This window comes from Citrobacter braakii, assembly GCF_009648935.1.
Taxonomy (GTDB): Bacteria; Pseudomonadota; Gammaproteobacteria; order Enterobacterales; family Enterobacteriaceae; genus Citrobacter; species Citrobacter braakii.
Genome location: NZ_CP045771.1, coordinates 4,542,511 through 4,569,224 on the forward strand (window position 1 = coordinate 4,542,511; position 26,714 = coordinate 4,569,224).

Genomic DNA, 26,714 nt, shown 5'->3' on the forward strand with positions numbered 1-26,714 from the left:
GTTGAGGCTACCATAAAATCACTGCCCGGCGAACCGGGTGCGTGTTTAGCGCTGCACTGATACCCAGCGCTGCTGCTGATGGCTTTTTATAATCGCATCAATGATATACATCACATCCGCACCATCAGAAAATGACGCAAATCGACGCTCCGCCGTCGCGGGCATTTTGCCAGCCTGCACCGCCTGATAGAACTGTTGCATCATATTCTTGAACGCATCCGGCCAGCCCTCAATATGCCCACCCGGAAAGTGCGCACTGGCAGCAACATCCGCATTCATCAATCCTGGGTCATCCGTCAGGATCTGGTTCGCCTGCTGACGGTGCCCGATCCAAAGCTGTTGCGGCGTTTCCTGATCCCAGTGCAGTGAACTCTGGCTACCGTTAATTTCAAAGCTCAGGTGATTCTTGCGCCCGGCACTCACCTGTGAAACGCTAAAGCAGCCTTTGCTACCATCGTCAAAACGTACCAGCACCGATCCACAATCTTCCGTCGTCACCGCTTTATCCTCAAATTGCAGGTCAGCCGTTTGCTGGCCAAACGTAGCGTTACTGGCGATGCTGGCTTTTCGTACCGGCCAGACGATAGCCAGATCGGCCATCACCTCGACAATACGTTTTCCAGTGACGAATTGCACCGTGTCACACCAGTGGGAACCGATATCCGCAACCGCCCGTGAGTTGCCGCCCTGTTTGGCATCGACCCGCCAGTTGTAGTCAGTTTCCAGCAGCATCCAGTCCTGCAAATAGCTCCCCTGGACAGCAAACAGACGCCCTACGCTACCGCGCCTGACCATGCTGGCAGCCTGTTGTACCATCGCAAACTGACGATAGACAAAGCTCACGCCGTGCACCACTCCTCCCTGCTCCGCCAGCGTTTCCAGTTCACGAGCCTCATCAGGCGTCATACACAGCGGCTTTTCTGAAAACACGTGCAGACCCGCGCGTAAAATCTGCCGATTGATGTCGGCATGCAGATGATTCGGCGTACAGTTATGCACCACCTGCAGTCCGGGATGCGCCAGCAGCGCCTCAACGCTGCCGTACGCCTGAGGAATATGAAGAGCATCTGCACGTTCCTGAGCAACCGCCAGCGAGCTATCACAGAGCGCCACCACGTTCACACCGCCGAGTCGACGCAACGCCTCGATATGTGCAGGCCCAATAAAACCGCTGCCAATAATGCCAACCTGTATCATTTGCGTACCTCATCGCCAGCGGCGAAATCATCAAATGCGCGTGAAGAAACCGGAATAATGTGGCGGCGTATAAAATCGCTCCCCTCACGCGCCCCGGTTTGCGCGTCTTTCAGGCAACACTCCCATTCCAGTACCGCCCAGCCAGGGAAATCATATTGTGTGAGCTTGCTGAAGATGGTTTTGAAATCGACCTGCCCGTCCCCCAGGGAACGGAAACGCCCAGCGCGCTCGAGCCACGGCTGATAACCGCCATAGACACCACTGCGGCTACTGGCGTGGTACTCAGCGTCCTTGACGTGAAACGCTTTAATGCGCGAGTGGTAAACATCGATAAACCCAAGGTAATCCATCTGCTGCAATAACAGATGGCTCGGGTCATAGAGAATGTTGCAGCGAGGATGATGATTAACCAGCGCCAGAAAGCGCTCGAACGTTACGCCATCGTGCAGATCTTCACCGGGATGGATTTCAAAGCAAACATCCACCCCATGATGATCAAAGCGATCGAGAATGGGTCTCCAGCGGCGCGCCAGCTCCAGAAAAGCCTCTTCAAAGCGCTGACGGTTATGCGGTGGCCACGGATAAAAGAAGGGCCAAGCGAGCGAACCAGAAAACGTGGCATGCGCCGTCAGCCCCAGCCTTTGCGAAGCCGCAGCGGCCTGGTGGAGGATTTCGATGGCCCACGCCTGCCTGGCCTGCGGATTAGCGCGTACAGATGGCGGAGCAAATCCGTCAAAAGCGTCATCGTAAGCCGGATGGACGGCAACCAGTTGGCCTTCAAGATGGGTAGATAGTTCGCTAATCACCAGCCCATGCCCGGCCAGCATCCCACGAATATCATCACAATAGGCCTGACTTATGGCTGCTTGTTCGACATCAAACAACGACTTGTGATTACACGGGATTTGTAATGCCTTATAGCCCAGCTCCGCCGCCCATTTTGCTACGCCTTCCAGGGTGTTAAATGGGGGACGATCCCCGATAAATTGCGCCAGAAAAATGCCAGGCCCCTTGATGGTTTTCATAACCCCTCCTGAAAATTACGCCTGCTCTTTGTCGTCATACTTGAAAGAGAAAAGGAAAATCACGGCAATCACTGCGGCAGCCACTGCCGGGATCCACCAGAATGTGGTCCACGCCTGAGGCACCGTTTGCCCCGCCACCAGACGGTTGTAAAGTGCGCCTGAAATTTGCGAACCAAGCAGCATACCGATCCCATAGGTAAACATAACGATCATGCTTTGCGCCTGACCTTTAACTTTCTCCCCGGCGATACGATCGGTGTAAATAAAGCCGACCACGAAGAAGAAGTCGTAGCACACGCCGTGCAGCAGAATGCCGAGATACAGCAGGAATCGGCCCTCTTCGCTGATGCCGAGGGCAAAGAATGCGTAGCGCACAAACCAGGCGCACATCCCGATTAACAACATGTATTTCACGCCCAGACGCCTGAACAGGAACGGGATCACCAGCATGAAGAAAATTTCAGACATCTGACCAAACGACATCGCCGTACTGACATCGCTAACGCCCGCATCAGCCAGAAACGACGCGGTATATGCGTAATAGGTTCCCAACGGTACAGAAATAAGCGTCGCGCAGAGCGAGAAGACAAAAAAGTGACGAACCTTGAGTAAGGCGAAAGCATCCGCACAAAACAGATCGCGCACTTTTACCGGCAGTCCTTTCGCCGGTGCTGGCGTGTTGGGCAACGTCAGGCTGTAGAGCGCCAGAATCACAGAAATAACCGCCGCCAGCGTAAAGATGCCGGTAGTATCCGAGATTCCGGTTACGCCGATAAAAATCCCCGCGACAATCCAGCCAATGGTGCCAAACACCCGCACCACCGGGAAAGTTTTGTCTTTATCCGACAGGCTATGAAAAGCAATGTTGTTGGTAAGCGCCAGCGTTGGCATGTAGCACAATGTGTAGCCAAACAGCAGACCAATCAACAACGCACCGTTTTGCGCCACCAATGCCTGCGGAACAAACCAGAGGATCGCCGCGCCTGCAAGGTGCATCACCGCCATCACCTTTTGCGAGGCAAAAAAGCGGTCTACCAGCATCCCTAAGACGAACGGCGACAGAATAGAGGCAATGGGCCCGGCTGAAAACGCATCGCCAATCAGCAGCGACATGTTGTGCTGGCTCATCACCAGCCCCAGCGTGACGGACCAACTTCCCCAGATAAAGAACTGTAAGAACATCATTAGCGACAGCCGGGGTACCAGCAGCCGGTACTGTACGTTCTGTTTTCCACTACTTTCGGTTGTTGACACCATTTTTTGCCTCACCTTTAAAAAGTAATCGATTACAAAATAGATTCAATAGAAAAGTAATCGATTACAAAATAAAGATCCTGCCAGCAAAGGCAAAATTGCGAGAGCGGTCACGATAAACATTGAGAGAAGATCCGATCCCATCCTGACGATGGGATCGGTAGAAACTTAGCGGGACTTACGACACAGCAGTTTGAAGGCAACGAACAGGAACAGGATCCACACCGGCAGGAGGATAGCTGACAGGCGCATATCGTCCATCGTACACATAAGCACCAGAATCATGCCAAGGAAAGCAATACACAGGTAGTTCCCTGCCGGGTACAGCAGCGCTTTGAACTGCGTCTCACGTCCCTTACGACGCATCGCCGCCCGGAATCGCAGATGGGCCAGGCAGATCATAATCCAGTTCAACAGCAGCGTCGCCACCACCAGCGCCATCAGCAGACTAAAGGCCTTTTGTGGCAGGACATAGTTGATCAGTACGACCAGAGAGGTAATAGCACCGGAGAGGATCAGTGAATTCACCGGTACGCCGCGACGGCTGACGCGGGTTAAGAACTTCGGCGCGTTCCCCTGGACAGAGAGACCAAACAGCATACGGCTGTTAGAGTAGACGCCACTGTTATATACCGACAGCGAAGCCACCAGAATGACAAAGTTCAGCGCAGAAGCCACCACGTTGCTATCAAGATTATGGAAGATCATCACAAACGGGCTGCTGTTGGATTTCACTTCCACCCACGGGTACAGCGCCAGCAGCACCACCAGAGAACCGATGTAAAACAGCAGAATTCGGTACACCACCTGGTTTACCGCCTTTGGAATGCTTTTCTGCGGATCCTGCGCTTCTGCGGCAGTAATCCCGATAAGCTCAAGTCCGCCAAAGGAGAACATAATTACCGCCAGCGACAAGATCAACCCGTTCCAGCCGGTGGCAAAAAAGCCGTTGTAACGCCACAGGTTATCAATGCTGGCATGTTCCCCGCCGTGACCGGAAAACAGCATCCACACGCCAAAACCAATCATGCCGATAATGGCCAGCACTTTAATCAGCGCAAACCAGAATTCCGTTTCGCCATACAGACGTACGTTGACCAGGTTAACCGCGTTGATGATCACGAAGAATGCCGCGGCCCAAATCCAGGTCGGGACATCGGGCAGCCAGTACTGCATGTAGATCCCAGCCGCGGTCAGTTCCGCCATGCCAACCAGCACAAACATCACCCAGTAGTTCCAGCCGGACAGAAATCCCGCGAACGGTCCCCAGTATTTATAGGCAAAATGGGCAAACGATCCGGAAACGGGTTCTTCCACCACCATTTCGCCCAGTTGACGCATAATCAAAAAAGCGATGATCCCGGCAACGCCGTAGCCCAGTAACACCGCAGGTCCCGCCATCTGAATAGCCGGGCCAATGCCCAAAAACAGGCCGGTACCAATTGCGCCGCCCAGCGCAATTAATTGAATATGGCGGTTTTGCAACCCCCGCTGAAGCGTCGGCTCATTCGTTGACGCGGCATCAGACACGCTGGTGTCAGATGCAGTTGACGCGTTTTTCACGCCCTTCCCCTGTGTCGTTTTTATTGAAGGGGCTTCTTTTAACATTTCAACCTGGTTGTCGCAAGGCGCAATAAGGACCCGCTGTGCCCGTGGCATTGCGTTTGTTCATAATTACAGTGAATTATTCTGGACGAAAAGGCATCGCAGGCCACAGAATGCGCTTTACTGTTTTTCTAACATTTTCAAACGGGTGAACCCGCTGTGTTTCAGCCACTCGTTTTTGAGCCAGGCCAGGCAACGACTGTCATGAATAAGATCATCAAACGACTGGAAATCGTCAAAAGCGCTATTGAACTGGAAGATGAGGAGATTATTTTCCAGCAGGTAGATCATCTGAAAAATGAGCCTATGTCAGTCTTGCCTGGCGCCATCGTTCAGGCGCTCGAAGCACGGCGCTTTAGTGATGCCCTACGTGAAATCACGGCCTGGCTACAATCTCAACGGGCAGTCTCAACGTGGCAGGATCCTGCCATTGCCGCCAGTAAACTGGAACTAAAGGCGCTCGAAACACAGCTGCGTGACCTGATCGATAAGCGCAACACGCGCATTCAAATCCTCGATGATTTCAACGATCTGTATCATCTTCGCCTTGGGCCTCTGATGAGCCGGATCCTCGAGTTGCGTAAACAGCTCGCCGCCAGCGCCCAGCGCAAACAGGAAGCGGAGCGAAAACGCCGGGAACAAGACTATCAATCCTGCCAGCACTATATTTCCCAGGCCGTTGATCAACTGGCCAGGCTTAAGCAGCTCTGGATGAACCAGAATTCAGATTCGCGCGAATCGGTGGAAACACGTCAACGAATTCAGCAACAAACGGAGCTTATTACCGCCCTGCTGGCGGAGATTCGTGAGCTGGAAAACGACTTTTCTCGCCAGGACGACAGCGCAGCCCGTCAGGCACAGGAAGAAGCCAGCCATGAATATGATGAATATCAGGAGCAGCAGCAGGATGCGCAACATCGTTTTAGCCGTGACCAACGACTTTCTTCTGAAGAGCGTAATGAGTTAAAACGCCTGTGGCGTCAGGCCAGCCGTCTTTGTCATCCGGACGTGGTGGCAGACGATCTGAAAGAGAAAGCGCATCAGATGATGGTGCAGCTTAACCAGGCGCGCCAGAATGCCGACCTTGCTGCCGTTCGGGCGCTACTGACTCAGTTGCAAAGCGGCCTCGAACCGATGATGGCGAGTGACCGATTGAACGATCTGCAGCATTTACGCAGCAAAATACAGCAGCTCAGAGAACAAATTAACGCACTGCTCAAAGAGATTACCGAACTGGAAGCTGAGAACGCCTGGCGCCTTGCCACCTCCGTGACGGATAAAGAGGCTTACTTCTCCGATCAACAACGGGCGCTTACTGAAATCCGCAATACGCTGGAACAACAGGTGCAACAGGTTGAGCAGGAGCTGTTGGCGGGCTAAGCGCTATCAGCGATAGCAAGCAGAAAATACAACATCTTCAAGCGAGATTTGAAGATTAAGCACAAAATGATAAAAATAGCACAAAATGCTTAGTTATTAAGATAAGTCAGAGTTATCAACTTAAATACTCGAGTTTTAGGTCGATAACTGCAAATAAGACAATATTTCTCTCTCCCACCGCTTTCCCTCTCTCTTTATCCTGGCCTTGATTAAGAATTCTCCTACCTGCCAATAGTCCCATTAAGAAGAATGGTTATCTGTTTGAAATATAAGATTTTTCATATAAATCCCCTCCAGTACAAATAGGAATACCCTGTCTTTATAGAAATGGCTGAAACATTATTCGCGTGATCCATAAGCGAAATCTATCAATCATTTACTCAGAGCTGAAATAAACGATTTATCTTAAATTTTAACAAAGTGTAATATCTACTTTAAGAATAGTTAATGATTCAAATTAATACAGAAAATATCTGTTGAATCTGCAATAAATAAGGATGCGTTCACACCAAAGAACGTCATACGAGATTTAATTAACATTTCATGCGTCGCAAGAAACTCTTTTTTTAGCCTAAAAAAAGAGGCGACCGCCTGCACCAAAATTTCAAGGAGATCGTTATGTCTAAGGCTATTTTTTTGGGTGAATCAATTTATCCCTGGCTAGGCATGCGAGAAATCCTACGTGGTTCATCATTATATATTGATATCGCGTACTACTCCTCTCAGACGCTTTCTGCCGTCAACATAATCCCTTATGAAATGGATTGCATCATTATTAATCCTGACAACTCAGATTTTTTAAAATATGCCAGGATTATCCGCAACATGGCTTTACGCCCTGCCACAAAAATTATTGTTTTGGCAGATGAAGCTACTTTTTCTATTTTTCAAACCGTTTGCGGGAGGAACATGCTGTTCCTCGATCAAGACGCCAGCCTTGATCGGTTACTGCATGCCGTGACGTGCATATCACAAAACAAAAAACCACGTAATATCAAAGAAATAAATAACAAAATCACAGCAAACGAATTTAACGTAATGATGATGCTTGCCCGGGGGTGGTCACTGACTCAAATCGCTGGGGCATCACAAAAAAGTGAAAAAACCATCGGGGCGTACAAAAGCAACATTGCCAGAAAACTCGGGAAAAATAACTCCCGACTCAAGTACACCATTTCTCACTATAGCCAGCCGTAACTGACTTATTTAAGGACAATTATCACGGTTATTATTTAAAAGATTTCCTTTCGGCTCACTTTTTAATTCCGCATCGCACGGAAGGGAATCCTATTTCCAAAAATCTATTACCGGGTAGCACATCCGCGTGCCAACCATAGCCAACAACTCAACGTATTAACAATACACATAACAGGAATGTAGACGAGGGTTATATATGAACAAAGTTTACAGCATTATTTGGAACGCGGTGCTCGGTATCTGGGTGGTCGTTTCCGAATTAACCAAAGGAAAGAAAAAAAGCAGCTCACGTAAAACTGTCGCCGTACTGGCGGCCGGCGCATTAAGCGCTACTTCAATGCAAGCTTCAGCAACTCCGATCATCGACATCGGTGAACATAATATTTTCGCCGACTACCAGACAGGTATTTCTGTTGGGGATTATGAGGGTGTCCACGACTACGGATTCTTATATGAAGATATCACTGCTGGTCAGGCACTCAATATCAGCGGCGCGATCCCAACCATCAGTCCGGGTCAAAGTGGCGTTGTTGAATCAACGACCATCAGAGAGCTACTGCAAACCGGCAAAATCACCCTGCAGGCCACCAGCCCTGACCAGGGCGTAAAAACGATTACTACTGCCGAGGAGCTGGCGGAATACCTGACTTATAACCAATCATCAACGCCTTCGCAGAGCACAGAATTTGAGATTAACGACCCGGCGTTCCCCGGCGAAAAAACAACCATTAAAGTCTTTGATACTAACGCGTTAAGTAACTTTCTTACCGAATCACAGATTGGCGATTCGGCATTAAACACTTACGATCCGGCGCAGTCTAAAATCTACAAACAATTTGGCATCGCGCTGGCGACAAACGGCTCCACGGCCAATCTGAATTTGGGCGACGACACGCTCAATGTACGCGCCAAAACCAATACCATCGAATTACTGGCCAAAGACTCCTCCTTACTGGAGGCTCAGGACGCGGGTAGCCAGGTTTACTGGCAATCCGATAACTTTATCAAATTTAACGCCGCCCCGGTTATTCCTGAAAAAACCTTCGCCGGCTCAGCGCAAACCTCCGTGTTTGGCGATGCTGTCACGCTCATGACCTACGGCTATGATACGGACGGCAAAGTCGTCGAAACGGGTGAGCGCACATTTAACATCACCAACACGCAGGAGTTGGCCGAATTTAACGACTGGCTGTTGGGCAATAGCAGCGACGCGGCGGAAAACCCGGAAGGCGAAAAAGTCAGCCAAATCCAGCTGTGGCTGGAAACGGATGAAGTCACTACCGTCACCGCAGCACAAACGAAGTATGCCGAGCTGATTGATGGTCTGATCAATTCCAGCAAGCCCTCTGACGTGCTCAGTTGGGATTACGACGTCTGGACAGACGGCTTATCGCATGCCAATAACGCGACCGCTGACCGCGGTGAGCTGCATGCTATTTACGCCAACGGCGCAGGCACCTCCGGCACCCTGAACAAAGATGCGATTCTTGCCGTTGACGGCAGTATTAATGGCGTCATGAAAGCCGTTGATGGCGGGGTTATCACAAACTTTGGCGAACTGAACGCATTACGAACGTCTACCGGGCAGAGCCTGGCGATTGGCATGCTGGCAAAAGACGCGACGGCAACCAACAACGGGATGATCAACTCCGGGCTGTTTATCGATAAAGACGGCAACCAAAACGTCAACAGCTATGGCGCATTTGGTATGCAAGGTCAAGGCACCAGCCAGATCGCTAACAACGGCATCATCAACCAGGCGATCACCACCGATAACTTTGGTACCGCTTCGGCAGCCGATCCCTGGAGCAAAGACGTCCCCGCTTCTTCGCTGACGCTGGCGATTGGTATGCAATTGTCTGACGATGCGCAAGGGGTCAACAATGGCGAGATTAACGTCGTAGACGGACGTAAAAGCGGTACATCCTTTGCCAGCGGCACCGCTTATGGCGTAGAAGTCGCCGGGAATGCCACCTTTACCAACGCTCAGAATGCCTCTATTTCTCTTGGTCGCGACGCAAGCGATCCGGCTAAAGATGTCACCATGGCAGGCGGTTCCAGCCTGAGCGCCGGTATTATGATCAAGAGCGCCAAAGAGGTGATTAACAACGGCCTTATCACGCTGGGAACCGGCGTCCGTAACGCCGCGGGGATTTTGGTCGGAAATGCCACGGGCAACGTCCTCAATACCGGCAATATCGTGATCAATGGCGGTTCTACAGGGGGCAGCAGTAAAAACTACGGCATCTCCGTACACGACAGCGGCGCAGAAAATAATCAGGAAATCCGTAACGACGGCAAGATTAACGTGAATGGCACCAACAACGTAGGGATCCACGTTAGCGCCAATAACAAAAATGCCGAAGTCACCACCAGCGCTGCAGGCTCTATCGTGGTGGACGGTGAAGGCGGCGTCGGTAACCGTAACTACGCCATCTGGGCGGAAGGTGACGCCAACGGTCAGGCAGTGGTTAACGTCTATTCCAATATTACGCTGGATAAAGCCGGTAACATCGGCGTCCACGTGCGTGATAACGCCATCGCTAACGTTGACAGCTTAAGTAGCCCCTCATTTAACAGCACCGATCAGATTGGTTATTACCTGTATGGTAAGGGCGCTACCGCCAATATTGGTCAGGCGGTGATGAATGACAACGGTCAGGATCGCACCACCATTTTCCGTATCGCCAATGGCGCATTGCTGGCCGGTAATACCACTAACCCGAAAGATCAGTCCACTTCCAACCTGGATTTGACTCTCAGCGGTAACAATTCCGTGGGCGTACTCGCCACCGGCGCAGGCAGTAACGTAGATACCGGTGAAGCAACGTTTACCGTTAAGGGTACTGACTCTGCGGCGCTGGTTATCGAAGGCGGCGCGAAAGGGACCATCAGCGATAAAACCACCATCAATTTAACCGGTGAAAGAACCGTTGCCGGGGTTGTGGATGGTCAGGCGCATCAGTTGAATGGTAATGCGCAGGGCAATGCCACGAGCACGACCCTCACCTCAAACGCGAAGATCACCTCTGAAGCCAGCGGCAACAAGGTAATCGCCTATGTGGCGAGGAATCTGGGCAACCTGATCCTCGATACCAAATCGATTATCGATCTGGCCAGCGTCGACAGCATTGGTGTCGATGTTCAAAAAGGCGGTAGCTTAACCAATAACTCCGCCCTCGCCCTGCATGTCAGCAACGGCATCGGCGTACGCGCCTCAGGCTCCAGCGCGCAGATTAATAAGCTGGGCAAAATTCAGGTTGATGATGGCACCGCTGGCGTTCTGTTGACCCAAGGGGCAAGCCTGCTGATTAACGGTATGACTGGCGACAGCATTACCACCGATGGCTCCGCGGACGGCATTCGCCTGGCCGAAGGCGCTGGCGCTCTGGCCGCGCAAAGCGTGATGATCCGTGCTGATGGTACCGGTGCCGGTATTCAAAACGATGCCAACAACACCAATATCACGCTGCGTGATGTCACCATCGACTCCAACGATGGCCCAGGGATCCGCACCAGCGTGGCTCTGACCATGAACGATGGGCTGGACAATATCCTCAACGTCAACGGTAAAGGTACCGGCTTCGCCTTTGAACAACGTAATGGCGACGCGGTGACGGGCAATCTAACCATCGGCAAAGGCTATACCATTGAGGTACTAAACAGCGAAGGCAGCGGTATCCGCGCCAATACGGACGGTCGTATCACCACCAATGCCGACATCAACGTGCATGACAGCGCAGGTGGTTCAGCAATCATCGCGAAAAACGTTAGCGCATTGACCAACAGCGGCAAGATTATCTCTGCCAGTACCACCTCACCGGTAATAGACGCCAGCGGCGACAGCAGTAAAGCCATCACCAACACGGGAACCCTGCAGGCCATCAACGACTCGGCCGTGGCAGTTCAGTCTGGTAAAGGCAATGACACCATCGATATCAGCGGCGGTGTGACCAGCGGCGTAATCAACACCGGTGAAGGTACGGATACCTTCAACTGGCGTAGCGGCTCTTATGCTGGCGAAGTGAATTTCGCGGGTACTGGCGGTAACAATAAAGCCAACATTGGCAATGTGACGCTGGATAAAACGCGCCACATCCTTACCGCAGCGGGTACGGGCAACGCCCTCACCTTCACTGATACAAAAGATGCGAAGATTGGTACGCTGGCTAGCGACAACCTGAATACCGGTACCAACATTGGCACCGGCTGGGATTCACTGACCATCAGCGGGTCAAATGCAGATGTACGCATCGTTGAAAACCTGAATCTGGCGAGCGAAACCCTTGCTGTAAACAATGGCGCCACGCTGCGTACCGGCGACCACGTCGAACCAACCAGCACTGCCGCAAGCATTGGCGATTACAATGTCACCACCCAGGGCGCAGACAGCAAGGTTATCTTCGATACTCAGGGGGATACCTCAGCAGCACAGATCTATCGCGGGATCATCAGCGGCGACGGGAAATTTGAACGTGCGGCGGGCGGCACCACGGTGTTTACCGCCAACAATAGCTACACCGGCTCTACCACCATTGATCAAACCGGTACGCTGCAGTTAGGTGACGGTGGAAATGAAGGCGAAGTGAGCGCCGTCTCTGACATCATCGACAACGGCGTATTGGCGATTAATCGCGCCAACACCGTGCTGCTCAACGGTGTGATCTCCGGTATCGGCGCGCTACAGCAAATCGGTGGCGGCATTACCCGTCTGAACGGTAACAATACCTATACCGGTAACACCACCGTTACTAACGGCACGCTGCTGGTGAATGGCGATCAAAGCGCGGCGCGCGGCGTCACCACCGTCAGCGGTACGTCCACACTTGGCGGTAAGGGCATTATCGGCGGCAACGTGCTGATGAACGATGCCACAACCATCAGCGCCGGTGACGGCGGTGCGGGTACGCTATCTGTTAACGGTAATCTGCAGCTTGGCAGCAAAACGACCTCCGCTTTCGAACTGGGCCAGGCCTTTACGCCAGGCGGTGCGCTAAACGATCTGGTGAACGTGGCAGGCGATCTGCAACTGGACGGGACCCTGGATGTTACCACTTCGCAAGGCGGTAACTTCGGACCGGGCGTGTACCGTATCTATAATTACGGCGGTACGCTGGATAACCAGACGCTGGAGCTGGGCGCAATACCGGACAGTCAGGATAAGAGCAATATTTTTGTCCAGACCTCTATCGACAAACAGGTCAACCTGGTGAACGCCAACGGCGTTACCCTGCAGTTCTGGGACGGGGCGACGGTAAGTCAAAGCCACGGCGCGTCGGGCATTGAGGGCGACAGCAAAATTGATGGTGGCGATGGCAAATGGATGGCGATCGGCAGTCAGGGTGATAACAACTGGACCACGGCAACGGGCGAAGGTAACGCACCTTGGGCGCAGAAGTCCTTTGCCGTCTTCACCACCAAAGGTGGCACCGTTACCGTGGATAACGCCGCGGGAGAAGTTAACTTCTCCGGGGCACAGTTTGACGCCGATGGCTATGTCGTTAAAGGCGACGCACTTAACGCTTATGCCACCACGGAAAACGCGACTCACGCCGGCCAGACGCCGGGAACCGGTGAACTGCTGCTGCGCGTTGGCGCGGGTGGCGCGGGGCAAAACTATACCGCGACCATTGAGTCCGTCATCCGCGAAGCCAGCACGACTGACAAGCTGACGCTGGTGAAAACCGACCTTGGTCGTCTGATCCTCAGCGGTGATAACGCGTATCGCGGCGGCACACGCATTGATGGCGGTACGTTGCAGATTTCCGCCGACAGCAACCTCGGTCAGAGCGGAACCGACCTGGCTATCAACAACGGCTCCACGCTGCAGATGGGCGCGGACCTGACCAGTAATCGCACCATTGCGCTGGGCGCGAATGATAACGCGGCGGTGTTTGACCTCAATTCACATGATTTCACGCCAACAGGTGAGATTACCGGCGACGGTAAACTGAAAGTCACCAGCAGCTCAAGCGATGCGGGCAGTACCCTGTCGCTCAATCGCGCGAACAGCTATAAAGGCGACACAGAAATTGCCGGTACCGGAAATGCCAACAATGTGACGGTCAACGTCAGCAAAACCGGGGCCTTTGGTAGCAATGAAAACAGCACCGTGAACGTCAATAACGGGGCAACGCTCAATGTCAGCGGAACAGAGACCAGCCTGAAATCCCTGACCATGAACATTGCCGACAGTCTGTTAACGCTGGCGGATAACGTCACCGCCGCGAGCGCAAAACTGAACCTGACGGGCACAGCGAAAGCGCTGTTAACCGATAACGCCACCGCGGACGAGGCGACGGTTAACGTGTCAAAAGACAGTACGTTGGCGCTGGAAGAAAATGCCAGCGGTGGTACTGCTAGCGTGAATAACAGCGGACTGATGACCTTTGCGGACCAGGCGTTAGCAGAGAATACCGTCGTTAAAAACCTGGCGGGCGGCAAGGTCGATATCAGCGCAGTCGACAGCGCAACATCTATCGGCTCGTTATCCGGCGCGGGGAATGTCGAACTGGGCAATAAAGAATTATCGCTGGGTAATCTGCATCTTGATGACACCATCAGCGGCATTATCAGCGGCAACGACGGCAGCCTGGTGAAAATCGGTGACGGCACGTTAACGCTCACCGGCGATAACACCTGGACCGGCACCACGGACGTCAATGAAGGCGTACTGCTGGTCAACGGTAATCAGTCTGCCGCGACCGGTCAGGTGACGGTGAAATCTGGGGCAACGCTCGGCGGGAACGGTATTATCGGCGGCGCGGTTGATGTACTGGATGACGGCCATATTACCGCGGGTGCAGCCATCAATAGCGTGGGTAAACTGACTACCGGTTCACTGACGCTCAGCGATAACGCACAGCTTGATTACCAGTTTGGTCAGGCCTATACCCCAGGCGGAGCCTTCAATGACCTGATAGATGTGAATGGCGATCTGACGCTCGATGGTAAGCTCAATATCCAGACCTCTCCAGGCGGAAGCTTTGACGTTGGTGTTTACCGCGTCATCAACTACACCGGCACATTAACCAACAATGTGATGGACATTGCCGACGCGCCGGAAGCTGCGGACAGCCTGTACGTACAAACCTCGGTTAAAAACCAGGTTAACCTGGTCAACCATGCCGGGCTGACGCTACGTTTCTGGGACGGCACCGGCGGTGAGAATGGCGAGCTGAAAAACAACGGCGTCATCAACGGCGGCGACGGTATCTGGCAATCCAGCCAGGGTAATGACAACTGGACAACGGATGAATCAACGCCAGAAGGCGCGCTGAATGCACCGTTTACCGATGCTGCGTTCGCCGTCTTCCAGGGTGAAGCGGGCAATGTAACCGTCGATAACAGCAAAGGCGACGTCATCATCAGTGGCGCACAGTTCGCCACCGATGGTTATCGCGTGGGCGGGGAAGCCATTACCACCGATACAGCTAATACGCTGATTCGCGTCGGCGATGGCACAGTAGACGGCGCTAACTACACCGCGACTATCGACAGCGTGATCCGCGGCACCGGCGGCCTGAATAAAGGCGACCTCGGTACGCTCATCCTCACTGGCGACAATACTTACAGCGGTGGAACCACCATCACCTCAGGTACGCTGCAGGTGGCGGGTGATACCAACCTTGGCGCACCAGAGACGGGAATTACCTTTAATGGTGGTACGCTGAAATATGGTGAAGCGTTTGATACCGCTCGTCAGGTGACTCTGGAATCCGGCGGCGGGACATTCGACACCAACGGACATAACGTTTCTCTGCTGACGGAAGTCGAAGGTAACGGTCAGTTGACCAAAACCGGTAAAGGCTCCCTCACCCTGACGCTGGATAACACCTACACCGGTGGCACCACCATCGAGCAAGGCGTTTTACAGCTGGGTAACGGCGGTGATATCGGCAGCATTCAGGGGGATATCGTTGATAACGGCGTACTCAACGTCAATCGTGGCGATACCCTGGCGCTGACAGGTAATATCAGCGGCGAAGGCCAACTGCATCAAACCGGCAGCGGTGTTACGGAGTTGCATGGTGAAAACAGCTACAGCGGCGCAACGCTGATTGCCAACGGTGTACTGCAGGCGGGTAATACCAACACTCTGAGTGGCGCATCACACCACTACGTTGTCGCTGACACTACCCTCAACACGCAAGGTTACAACCAGACGGTAGCGGGACTGAGCAACGGCGGCGATGTTTCACTCATCGGCCAGCAGACTGGCACAACGTTAACCGTCAAAGGGGATTACACCGGCGAAAAAGGAACTATCAACATGGCGGCCACACAAAATGGCAGCGGCGCAGGCATTGCCGACCGCCTGATTATCGATGGCGGTAAAGCCAGCGGTAGTACGCTATTGGATGTCGATGGTTCTGGTCTCGGCGCACCAACTATTGGTGATGGTATCGAAGTGGTAACCGCGCTCAATGGCGCAACCACTACGGCACAAACGTCACGAGACGCCTTCCATCTTGCCGCCGATCGTATGGCAGCAGGCGCATTTGAGTATCAACTGCATGCGGGTAACGCTCAGGGTCAGGGTGAAAACTGGTATCTGAGAAGCGAATATCGTCCAGAAACTATGCTGTATTCTGGTCTCGCCAGCGTCGTTCGTCAGGGCGACATCAGCCTGTTAGGCAACATGCACCAGCGTATGGGTGACGAGGTTAAACCGGGTATTGATGAAGACAATCGCGCCTGGGCAAGAATGATTGGCTACTCCGGTAAAACCAAACTGGATGATGCGGCTGGAACGCAAACCAGTTCCCATACCATGGGGATTCAGGTTGGCGTCGATATGTATGCCAACGAAAGCTGGAAAGCCGGGATGTATACCAGCATTCTTGATATCGACAGCAACGTGAAAGGCACGAAGACAGGCAGCGACGGCAAAGGCGGCAACATCGACGACAACGCGTTTTATGTCGGCGGCTACGCCACCTGGTTCTCAGGCGACGGGATGTATGTTGATAACGTCCTGCAATACGGTAACCATAAATCCCGCCTGGCGGCGACCGGTAACAACGGCTCGTATACTGTCAGAGGCAACACGCTGACGGCGTCAACAGAAGTGGGTAAATCGTTCCGTTTAGGCGCCAGCGCATGGAGTCTGGAACCTCAGGCTCAGTTGATCTATCAATACAGCGACTTTGATAACGGGCGGCTTGATGGTGTAACCCAAACGAAAGTGAAAATGGATACCGCGGATTCCTTTACCGCCCGTCTGGGCGTGCGTCTGGTCGCTGACTATGACACCAACCATGGCAAATTCCAGCCTTACGGCAGGGTCAACGTCTGGCAGGGTCTGGGTTCAAACGACAAAACGCACTTTAGCAATGCGGTAGCCACCACCACGCTTGAGTCTTCACAACAGTACTCCAGCACTGAAGTTGCAGCCGGTCTGTCATGGTCTATCGACAGAAACCTGCAGGTTTACGGAGAACTGGGTACGCAATTTAGCAACGGTGGCAGTAAGTCGCAGGTTGAAGCGCCGGTTAATGCATCAATTGGCTTTAAGAAATCGTTCTAAGCTGACATAAACTCGCTAGCCCTCTGTTTAACAGGGGGCTTTTTTTTGCCTGTCACGGATACAAAGCAACCTGATGCGCTTAACGTATCAGGCCTACGGACTTATTTTATAGGCAGGAAAAGCGCGGGAGCGGCCCTCTGGCAACGCGAAACAAACGAGATTCAGGGGAACAACAGAGAGGGAGAAGATTAAGGATTATACTGCGTCAGGAGTAACGGGATCTCTTCTGCTAACACTGGGGGAGAAATGAAAAAGCCTTGAATTTTGTCACAACCAATCTGCATCAGCCGGTCCAGTTCGGACTGGGTTTCCACCCCTTCAGCAAGAACTTCAATACCAAAATTGTGCGCCAGTGAAATTATACCCTCAACAATCTTTGTTGAGCGGGTATCGGGTTCAATGCCGGCGATAAACTCCTTATCAATTTTTAAGGTATCAAAAGGATATTTCAACAGATAGTTAAGATTGGCGTGGCCGGTTCCAAAATCATCAAGGGCAATTTTGACCCCTATCGCCTTCAGCTCCGTCATATTTTTAGCCGCGACCTGACTGTCGCACAGCGGCGACGTTTCCGTGACCTCTATCTGGCATCGATGGGGCGGGAGACCACATACAGTAAGGTTTTTTCTGACGCGTTGGGGTAACAGCGGATCGCAGAATTCAAGCGCGGAAATATTGACGGACAATACAAGGGGCTCTGGCCAACGGGTTGCCACATCCCAGGGAGTGTGGGTAACCATATCTTCAATTGACATGATATTGCCGCTGTCTTCCAGCAAGGTAATAAAAATATCGGGAGAGATCATCCCCATCTGGGGGCTATTCCAACGCATTAATGCTTCAAACCCGCTAATACGCTGATTACGCAAATTAAAAATTGGTTGATAAACCATATAAAGCTGACTGGTATTCAATGCCTTTTCAAGCGCGGTTAACACCTCACTAGAATTAAACATTCCTCTCTCCCTCAACAAATCATAAAAATTAAAAACCAGTCAATATCACTCCCGAATTGTATCTACTATTAGGTGTGTTACATCAGAATAGAATGGCCAGGTTAGGGTAAAAAAGACATACGATGGGTAAATCTGACAATTAATTTATTTAATTCCGAGGTATTGGTCAGTCCCAGCTTGGTGACGACCCTCATTTTATGCGCCTGGATAGTTTTATAATTCAGGCTAACTAACTCTGAAATTTCTCTGGCGGTATATCCGTTTACCAATAAATTCAGAATCTGCTGCTCTCTCTCGGTTAATCTTTTCTGTGAACGATACAGCCGGGGATTCCATTTCCCGGCCGTTAACGACGCCAGTTGACCGAAATCGCGCAGTGAAGATTTCTCCGTCAAAACTATCGTTTTTTCAACATATAATAACTCTACACATAATTTCGCCACCAAACTATCAGCAATAATTACCACGACATTATTATAAAACTTGAAGCGGTTTTTATTCAAAAACTGCACGATAGTTGAACATGGTTGTTCGTTATCAATGATATTAAAAACCATGGTTTGATGCTGGCATAATGATGACTGATGCAACATATCCTCAAACTGGAATGTTTGTATCGGTACATGTTTGCTTGTCAGGTAGGCGAACAAACCGTTGCCCACAAAATTATCACTGCCACACATCAACATCCTGTTCATCGCTCCTTATCAGCATCAAATCTTGTTACTCATTAAAAATTTAATAATAATCTTCTCGACCTCTGCCTCTTCACGACGATTTTTAAAATCGAACTCACATGAAATCTGATGACAGGCATACAATTGATTATCCTCATCAAATTCATTGATCATGACGACATCGATCACTTTCAAATCCAGCTGTAAACTGCCAAACGTATCAAAATCCAGCGCGGCATTTTTAATCACCGCATCTTTATAGAGAAAACGGGAGTTCACATCTTTAACAATTAATGCACAACCGCCCTGCGAGATGTTTTTAATCTTCAGAGAGTAGTTTTCTCCGTTTTTGTAACGACCAAAACAGAAAAAGTCGTAACCCTTCAGGAAGGAAAAACGCTGATTTTGTCGCTGCTGGGCAAAGAAAATCATATCCGGGATGAAGTAGGATAATCCTGCTTGTACACCTGCTGATAAGGTTTGTTCGAATCTGGCACTAAATTTTACAATCCCACTCTCACTGTGCAGGATAAAGTACTGGACCTTTTCAGGAACAATGTCTTCGTGTCCGGAGATGACAAACCGCTCGAAATCAATCTTCTCTAACTGCGTGATAACACTATGGTTTTCACATAAAACTTCAAGTTTCGTTTTCTTGTGCAACTCTTCACGAAGGGTAGCGATGATTTCAAACTTGTTGTCCTTTGCTAATCCAAAGCTCATTCTAAAACCCTTATTTCCATATTTAAGATATGTCTCGCTTTTGGTTACTCACAAAACGCAAGATCAGCATCCACCCCTGGTGCTTAATTACCATAGTGGATTCCATGTCGAACAGTTGGTTAAAAATTAAGTTTTTAACTATCTTTAGCCATTTATTGATACGTAAAAACATTTAATCAAAGTTAATTCTAGCTGAAGCCATGCCTAAAACCACATGAAGTTGTTGGCTAACTATAACAAAAGAGAATAATAAAATTTTTTGAGATGTCATTTTGAGATAACAAATAGCAAGAACTACACAGAAAAAAATAGAGGGAAATGAATGGGTTTTGATGGAAGGACCACGCAGTATGCGGACTGGCGTGCTATCGCAAGAAGAAGAGAAAATGCTTACTGCACTATATCATTAACCAGGAATATAGCTCCAACTAGTTATTGTGAAAAAGTGAATAATTATATTTCACCTGTAAAATAAATTTACCTTAGGGCAGAAAAAAGGCCAGCATCCTGCTGGCCCGGTAATTACCGAATCGAACTATAGAGGCTTACTGTCTTACAGAGGGTACAACGTTAAAAATTCAATACTTTTGCTTAATAATTGATCGTGATGAATCTGCGATGATCATCGCCGCTCCCGCCAGCATTAATGTGTCTTTCAACACCAGACGCCCGGCTCCGGACAAGTACGGAAAACCGTGGTGCAAATCGCCCAGTGGCATCACCCATGCTTCCGGTGTGGTAATTAAAAATGATAACGTCACAATCGGAGTAGCAAATGCCAGTACGCCACCAATTAATCCCAACCAACGACTAACAGGATTAGCCAGCACCAGCAATGCGATCAGCACTTCGACTACGCCCAGGCCATTGGAGAACGTATAGGTGTTATTCGCCTTCTGCCATTCCCGCTCCTGCGGTTTAAACTCACCTTCGTGGGTTAAATGCTGCTTATATTCTTCTGGATGTTCATAAAAAAATGACATTACCGGACTATTGGCAACAAATGGCGTAATACTATCGGCTTCGTAAGGTACAAATTTCAATAAGCCAATCCAGATAAAAACAATGGCAATACTCAGGCGAATCAATGTTAATCCAATTCTATCGCCCTTGCTGAGTAAACGCAGATACTTTTCCATTCAGACTCTCCTCACTTGTACAAAATTGCGGTTGCGTGAGTGCTGCTATCAATGCGCATTGAGGTGATTGTCCAGGAAGTTGCCTTCTTTTCCTGCGCCAGTCTGGCGATTGCATGTTCAACAACAGAAGGTGCGGCGGCAATTGCCGACACGCTGACGCGGGCTACTTCGACTGGCTGTTGTGCCAGTGCAGAAAATGTCACCGGCGCGGTCAGTAAAGCAGTCAACAATAATGAAGTTTTAAGCATGTTCATTTCTATTTCCATTAACAAGTGATTTCACTCGTAATAGAATAAAACATTGTTGCTTATCTTATTTCCTCCATAACGCCAGAATAACTGTTCATGAGTATTTCTTTATATATGATAAAAAAAAGCCCCACACAGGTGGGGCAATCATGCAAACTATATTATTATTTTATTAGAGAGAAGAGATCGTTCAGTGATTCGCTCATGCTCGGATGAGTAAATATTTGATCGCGCAATGTCGTGTAAGGTAAACCAGCATCCATAACGGTTTTAATGATATTAATCATCTCATGAGAATCCACGCACAGCAGCGATACGCCTAATATCTGTTTCGTTTCGCGATTTACCACCGCTTTAAGTACGCCACGCGTGTCATTCATCACCCGTGCACGCGGGATAGCCGCGACAGGCAGGGTGACAACCTGGACCGCCGCGCCGCTGGCGCGAGCTTGTTCTTCTGTCATCCCCACGCGGGAAAGCGGCGGCGTCATAAAGACAGAATACGGTACGTTTTGGCGATCGCCGGTGTTACGTAATCCCTCGCCTGACAGGTTGTCGCGCACAATACGGAAGTCATCCAGCGAGATATAGGTGAATTGTAACCCCCCCGTCACATCGCCCATGGCCCAGATATTGTCTGCCGAAGTACGCAGATATTTATTCACCACAATGGCACCGCGCTCGTTGACATCCACACCCGCATTCTGCAACTGCAGATTTTCAGTTGCCGGTTTGCGACCCGATGCCACCAGTAGCGCATCCACAGTCTGGACGCCTTCCTGCATTTGCACCTGCACCGCGCCGTCATGGGACGAAACCGCCTGCACCCTGGCATTGAGGATAATCTCAACCCCTTTGTCGCGTAAAATGTTGGCGATAGCGTCGGCAATATCCCGATCTTCGCGGGCTAAAAACAGTGGGGCGGCTTCATAAATGGTGACCTTACTGCCAAAGTTGGCAAACATTGATGCGAATTCAATACCAATATAACCGCCGCCCAAAATCCCCAAACGTTCCGGACGTTGCGTCAAATTTAACAACCCGGTACTGTCAAACACACCCGGTGTAGTCATTAACCCTGCCACGTTTGGCATCGTTGCCTGTGCGCCGGTATTAATAAAGATCTTTTCGCCGCTTAGTTCAATCTCGCCTGTTGGCTGCACGACCCGCACCGTATGGTTATCAATGAATTCAGCACGGCCTTCAATCACATCTACATTTTCCAGATCGGCAAGATTATGGAAATTTTTATCACGCAGAAAGCTGACAACGGAGGCCTTGCGCAGCATCGCCGCAGCAAAGTCATGCTGAAGTTCAGCATCGTGTACCAGGGTTTTGGTGGGAATGCAGCCGATATTGATACATGTCCCGCCATACATGGTGTTTGACTGTTCAATAATCGCCACTCGCCAGCCCGTTTTCGCCAGGGTAGCCGCCAGCGTTTTACCCGCTTTGCCAAATCCGATAATAATCGCCTGATACTGATTCATGCTGTCTCTCCGCCATGTCACTGTTCGTTTGTTGAACTGAAGTATAGGTTTAACGATGCATGAACAATGTATCCATATCGCGCAAATTACTGTCAAATCGTCTAAATCACTACTATCTCTCTTCCACTCAATCCATCGGGACAATAAACTAACACCATAAATTTATTTAAGAAATAATGAGTAACAGCGTTACTTTATCTCGACAAGCATCAACAAGAACTGCTCAGGAGTCTTTATGGATGCACTTAGCCGATTACTTATGCTTAACGACCCGCAGGGCTCGATTGATCAAAACTGCCTGCTGAGCAGGGACTGGCAACTGCCGCACGCGGCGGGCGAGCTGTCCGTTATCCGCTGGCATACGGTAACCCAGGGATTTGCTCAACTGGATATGCCAGACGGAACGTCTTCTACGTTACGCCCTGGAACAATAGTCATTCTGCCTCAAAACTCCGCGCATCGGCTGTGCCAGACAGGGGAAGAACAAACGCATATTGTCTGCGGAAGCCTGCGATTGCAGGCATCTTCACGCTATTTTTTAACCGCCCTTCCGGAAGTATTAATACTGGCACCAGAAGATGACAGTCCCATTAGCCACTGGCTGAAGGCCATGATTGCGCTGATGCAGCAGGAATACATCAACGATCTGCCTGGCTCCAACATCGTTTGCAGCCAGCAATGCGCTACGCTGTTCGCGTTAGCCGTTCGCGAGTGGCTATCCCAGCCGACCCCCGCTAAAAATGTGCTGAATTTACTGCTGCACCTAAGGCTTGGGGCCGTTGTCTTCATGATGCTGGAGTCACCGGCTTTTCCCTGGACTGTCGAAGAACTGGCAAAGCGTGCCCATATGTCGCGGGCCAGCTTTGCGCAGCTATTCCGTGAAGTATCAAACTCCACGCCGCTGGCGGTGTTAACCGAGCTACGGCTGCAATTCGCCGCCCAGATGCTGTCACGCGGATCGCAGCCGTTGATCGTTATTGCCGAGTCGGTGGGTTACGCCAGCGAATCATCGTTTCACAAAGTCTTTTTACGGGGATTTGGCTGCACGCCGGGCGAGTACCGAAAACGCGTGAAAGCGCTGGCGGCATAACGCACCGCCTGCTTCGGCAACAAAACCGACGCAGGCGAGCGCTTCAAGGCATTACTTTTGGCTGCGATGCCTGTGCAGCCACATCAGCTTATAAGCTGCCGGAATAATAAACAGCGACAGCAATGGCGCGGTAATCATGCCGCCAATCATCGGCGCGGCAATGCGGCTCATCACTTCTGAGCCCGCCCCTGTCCCCCACAAGATTGGCAACAGGCCCGCGATAATCACCGCCACGGTCATCGCTTTCGGACGCACGCGCAGCACCGCGCCGTGATACAACGCTTCATCCAGCTTATCCGCCGTAAAGGTTTGCGGATTTTCCAGTGCAGGCTCGGCTTCAATAGCATGGCGCAAGTACATCAGCATCACTACGCCAAACTCCGCGGCAACGCCGGCCAGGGCGATAAACCCGGTTCCGGTCGCAACCGACATATGGAACCCCATCCAGTAGAGGAACCAGATCCCCCCTACCAGCGCAAAGGGCACGCTGGTGATAATCAGCAGCGCTTCACCAAAACGACGGAAAGCCAGATAAAGCAGGACGAAGATAATCATCAGCGTCATCGGCACCATCAGTTTGAGCTTATGGCTGGCGCGTTCAAGCAGCTCGAACTGCCCGGAAAACGCCACGCTGGTCCCCGGCTTTAACTGTACGTTTTCAGCGATCGCTTTTTTCAGATCGTTCACCACCGAAACCATGTCACGGTCGCGGGCGTCGATATAAATCCAGCTGGTGGGTCGCGCATCTTCGGTTTTCAACATCGACGGACCAGAAACCACTGTCACATCTGCAACATCAGCCAGCGTGATTTGCTGCTTCATGGGCGTCAGAATAGGCAGATTACGCAGCGCTTCCGGGCTATCACGATAGCTCTGCGCATAGCGAAGGTTAATCGGATAACGTGCAATCCCTTCCACCGTTTCGCCCACCATCGCGCCTCCGACCGCGGAGGTGACAAACAACTGTACCGCGCCAACGGTCATACCGTAGCGGGCTGCTTTCTCCCGATTAATGTCCACATTAATATAGCGCCCGCCCACCAGCCGCTCAGCCAGCGCCGAAGCGACGCCCGGCACGGTTCTGGCTACCTCTTCGATTTGTTCTGCCGTGGCGTCGATATCAGCCAGAACGTTACCTGACACCTTTATCCCAATCGGGCTTTTGATGCCGGTAGAAAGCATGTCGATACGGTTACGAATAGGCGGAACCCACAGGTTCGCCAGCCCTGGCAAGCGCACGGTTTTGTCGAGTTCGGCGATGATTTTGTCCATCGTCATCCCCGGACGCCACTGATCCTGCGGCTTCAGTTGGATCGTTGTTTCGACCATTTCCAGCGGCGCGGAATCCGTTGCGGTTTCCGCCTTACCGGTTTTACCAAACACACGCGCCACTTCCGGAACGGTCATGATCAGCTTGTCGGTTTTTTGCAGCATATCCGCCGCCTGCGCCGCCGAAATCCCCGGCAGGGTTGACGGCATATACAGTAGATCGCCTTCGTTAATCTGCGGCAGGAATTCACCACCGACTTTATTCAGCGGGTAGATAACCGTCAGTATTGAAAGTACCGCCACCAGCAGGGTGGTTTTAGGCCAATGCAGCACCTTCAACAACAGCGGATGATAAATACGGATCAGGAAACGGTTAAGCGGGTTACTGCTTTCCGCCGGTATTTTGCCACGGATCCAGAACCCCATCAGGATCGGAATGACGACAATAGCCAGAAACGCCGCGCCTGCCATGGCATACGTTTTGGTGAACGCCAGCGGGCCGAACAGTCGCCCCTCTTGCCCCTCGAGCGTGAAAATAGGGATAAACGACAGGGTGATAATCAGCAAGCTGATGAACAATGCCGGGCCAACCTCTACCGAGGCATCGGTAATGACCTTCCAGCGCGTTGCGTTATCCAGTTTTTCATCCGGATGCTGATGTCCCCACTCTTCGAGCCGCTTATGGGCGTTTTCAATCATCACAATCGCGGCATCGACCATGGCCCCGACGGCAATGGCAATGCCCCCAAGCGACATGATATTGGCGTTCAGCCCCTGGAAATGCATCACGATAAACGCGATACACAGTCCCAGCGGTAGGGAAATAATCGCTACCAGCGCCGAACGCAGATGCCACAGGAACAGCGCGCATACCAGCGCAACAACGATAAACTCTTCCAGCAGCTTATAGCTCAGGTTATCAATAGCGCGATCGATGAGCTGACTGCGATCGTATGTTGTAACTACCTCAACGCCTTCCGGCAGGCTGCTTTTCAGGGTGTCGAGTTTGGCTTTAACGGCGGAGATCACTTCACGCGCATTTTTACCGGAACGCAGAATTACCACCCCGCCCGCCACTTCGCCTTCACCATTCAGTTCGGCGATCCCACGGCGCATTTCCGGCCCAATCTGCACACGCGCGACATCGCGCAGATAAACAGGTACACCGTCGGCCCCTGTTTTCAGGACGATATTATTGAAGTCATCAAGCGTTTGTAGATACCCACTGGCACGGACCATATATTCCGCTTCAGCCATCTCAACAGACGAGCCGCCCGCCTCCTGATTCGACGTATCCAGTGCAGATTTCACCTCCGCCAGGCTGATGCCATATTGCGTCAGCTTCATCGGGTCGATAACAACCTGGTACTGTTTAACCACGCCGCCTACCGAGGCCACCTCTGCCACATTCGGAATCGTTTTTAACTCATACTTTAAAAACCAGTCCTGAAGAGTACGTAACTCTGCCAGATCGTGTTTACCGCTGCGATCGACCAGCGCATATTCAAAGATCCAGCCGACGCCCGTGGCGTCCGGTCCCATCTCCGCGCTGACCCCTGCCGGTAATTTCCCCTGAACCTGGTTGAGATACTCCAGTACGCGCGAGCGCGCCCAGTAAGGATCGGTGCCATCTTCGAAAATGACGTACACATAGGAATCACCAAACTGCGAGAAACCACGCACGGTCTTCGCGCCCGGTACCGACAGCATGGTGGTGGTCAGCGGGTAAGTCACCTGATTTTCGACGATTTGCGGTGCCTGCCCTGGATAGCTGGTTTTGACGATCACCTGAACATCAGAGAGATCGGGCAACGCATCAACCGGGGTATTGATGATGGTCCAGGTTCCCCAGATACTGAGAAACAGCGCCCCCATCATCACCAGAAAACGGTTTGCCACCGAACGGCGGATAATCCATTCAATCATTTATCATGT

Annotated in this window: 15 protein-coding genes; 4 read left to right on the forward strand and 11 right to left on the reverse strand. The window is 51.3% G+C overall.

Annotated features, from left to right (window positions below; all coding sequences use genetic code 11):
- Nucleotides 1-45 precede the first annotated feature (45 nt).
- From GFC06_RS21505 to pheP, 4 genes are all read right to left on the reverse strand, one after another.
- Nucleotides 46-1,197 (reverse strand): Gfo/Idh/MocA family protein, encoded by a 1,152-nt coding sequence (locus GFC06_RS21505; RefSeq protein ID WP_141874945.1) that lies wholly within the window; start codon nucleotides 1,195-1,197, stop codon nucleotides 46-48.
- Entirely contained in the window at nucleotides 1,194-2,222 is a 1,029-nt protein-coding gene (locus GFC06_RS21510) for a sugar phosphate isomerase/epimerase family protein (RefSeq protein ID WP_153690641.1), read from the reverse strand. Before GFC06_RS21510 ends, GFC06_RS21505 begins: the two co-directional genes overlap by 4 nt.
- 15 nt (nucleotides 2,223-2,237) lie before the next feature.
- Nucleotides 2,238-3,479, reverse strand: a complete 1,242-nt coding sequence (locus GFC06_RS21515) for an MFS transporter (protein ID WP_153690642.1) — start codon at nucleotides 3,477-3,479, stop codon at nucleotides 2,238-2,240.
- A gap of 165 nt (nucleotides 3,480-3,644) precedes the next feature.
- Nucleotides 3,645-5,039 (reverse strand): phenylalanine transporter, encoded by a 1,395-nt coding sequence (gene pheP, locus GFC06_RS21520; RefSeq protein ID WP_047415083.1) that lies wholly within the window; start codon nucleotides 5,037-5,039, stop codon nucleotides 3,645-3,647.
- A 246-nt stretch (nucleotides 5,040-5,285) separates the two neighbouring features.
- Here pheP and GFC06_RS21525 point away from each other — a divergent pair, with 246 nt between their 5' ends.
- The 3 genes from GFC06_RS21525 to GFC06_RS21535 all read left to right on the forward strand — a co-directional run bounded on the left by GFC06_RS21525 (nucleotide 5,286) and on the right by GFC06_RS21535 (nucleotide 17,187).
- Complete coding sequence (locus GFC06_RS21525; protein WP_016152164.1) at nucleotides 5,286-6,461, forward strand: coiled-coil domain-containing protein; 1,176 nt, start codon at nucleotides 5,286-5,288, stop codon at nucleotides 6,459-6,461.
- 618 nt (nucleotides 6,462-7,079) lie between these two features.
- On the forward strand, nucleotides 7,080-7,658 hold the full coding sequence (locus tag GFC06_RS21530; protein WP_047501815.1) for a helix-turn-helix transcriptional regulator: 579 nt from the start codon (nucleotides 7,080-7,082) through the stop codon (nucleotides 7,656-7,658).
- 196 nt (nucleotides 7,659-7,854) lie between these two features.
- Complete coding sequence (locus GFC06_RS21535; protein WP_153690643.1) at nucleotides 7,855-17,187, forward strand: autotransporter outer membrane beta-barrel domain-containing protein; 9,333 nt, start codon at nucleotides 7,855-7,857, stop codon at nucleotides 17,185-17,187.
- A 188-nt stretch (nucleotides 17,188-17,375) separates the two neighbouring features.
- Here GFC06_RS21535 and GFC06_RS21540 read toward each other — a convergent pair whose 3' ends face one another.
- From GFC06_RS21540 to rclA, 6 genes are all read right to left on the reverse strand, one after another.
- The gene (locus tag GFC06_RS21540; protein ID WP_047501818.1) at nucleotides 17,376-18,143 is read right to left on the reverse strand and encodes a putative bifunctional diguanylate cyclase/phosphodiesterase; all 768 of its coding nucleotides are present in this window, start codon (nucleotides 18,141-18,143) and stop codon (nucleotides 17,376-17,378) included.
- A 101-nt stretch (nucleotides 18,144-18,244) separates the two neighbouring features.
- Nucleotides 18,245-18,832 carry a helix-turn-helix domain-containing protein gene (locus tag GFC06_RS21545; protein ID WP_019076223.1) on the reverse strand — a complete coding sequence of 196 codons (588 nt, stop codon included), beginning with the start codon at nucleotides 18,830-18,832 and terminating at the stop codon, nucleotides 18,245-18,247.
- 24 nt (nucleotides 18,833-18,856) lie between these two features.
- Nucleotides 18,857-19,543 (reverse strand): flagellar brake protein, encoded by a 687-nt coding sequence (locus GFC06_RS21550; RefSeq protein ID WP_047501820.1) that lies wholly within the window; start codon nucleotides 19,541-19,543, stop codon nucleotides 18,857-18,859.
- 578 nt (nucleotides 19,544-20,121) lie between these two features.
- Nucleotides 20,122-20,682: a reactive chlorine resistance membrane protein RclC gene (gene rclC / locus GFC06_RS21555; RefSeq protein ID WP_047501822.1), complete on the reverse strand. Its 561-nt coding sequence runs from the start codon at nucleotides 20,680-20,682 to the stop codon at nucleotides 20,122-20,124.
- Nucleotides 20,683-20,693: 11 nt separating this feature from the next.
- Nucleotides 20,694-20,930, reverse strand: a complete 237-nt coding sequence (gene rclB / locus GFC06_RS21560; RefSeq protein WP_047502484.1) for a reactive chlorine resistance periplasmic protein RclB — start codon at nucleotides 20,928-20,930, stop codon at nucleotides 20,694-20,696.
- A gap of 164 nt (nucleotides 20,931-21,094) precedes the next feature.
- On the reverse strand, nucleotides 21,095-22,420 hold the full coding sequence (gene rclA, locus GFC06_RS21565) for a reactive chlorine resistance oxidoreductase RclA (RefSeq protein WP_047501824.1): 1,326 nt from the start codon (nucleotides 22,418-22,420) through the stop codon (nucleotides 21,095-21,097).
- A gap of 235 nt (nucleotides 22,421-22,655) precedes the next feature.
- On the opposite strand from rclA, the gene rclR reads away from it, so the two are divergent.
- Complete coding sequence (gene rclR, locus GFC06_RS21570) at nucleotides 22,656-23,510, forward strand: reactive chlorine-specific transcriptional regulator RclR (protein WP_153690644.1); 855 nt, start codon at nucleotides 22,656-22,658, stop codon at nucleotides 23,508-23,510.
- Nucleotides 23,511-23,561: 51 nt separating this feature from the next.
- Here rclR and GFC06_RS21575 read toward each other — a convergent pair whose 3' ends face one another.
- Nucleotides 23,562-26,705, reverse strand: a complete 3,144-nt coding sequence (locus GFC06_RS21575; protein WP_016152153.1) for a CusA/CzcA family heavy metal efflux RND transporter — start codon at nucleotides 26,703-26,705, stop codon at nucleotides 23,562-23,564.
- Between the last annotated feature and the right edge of the window lie 9 nt (nucleotides 26,706-26,714).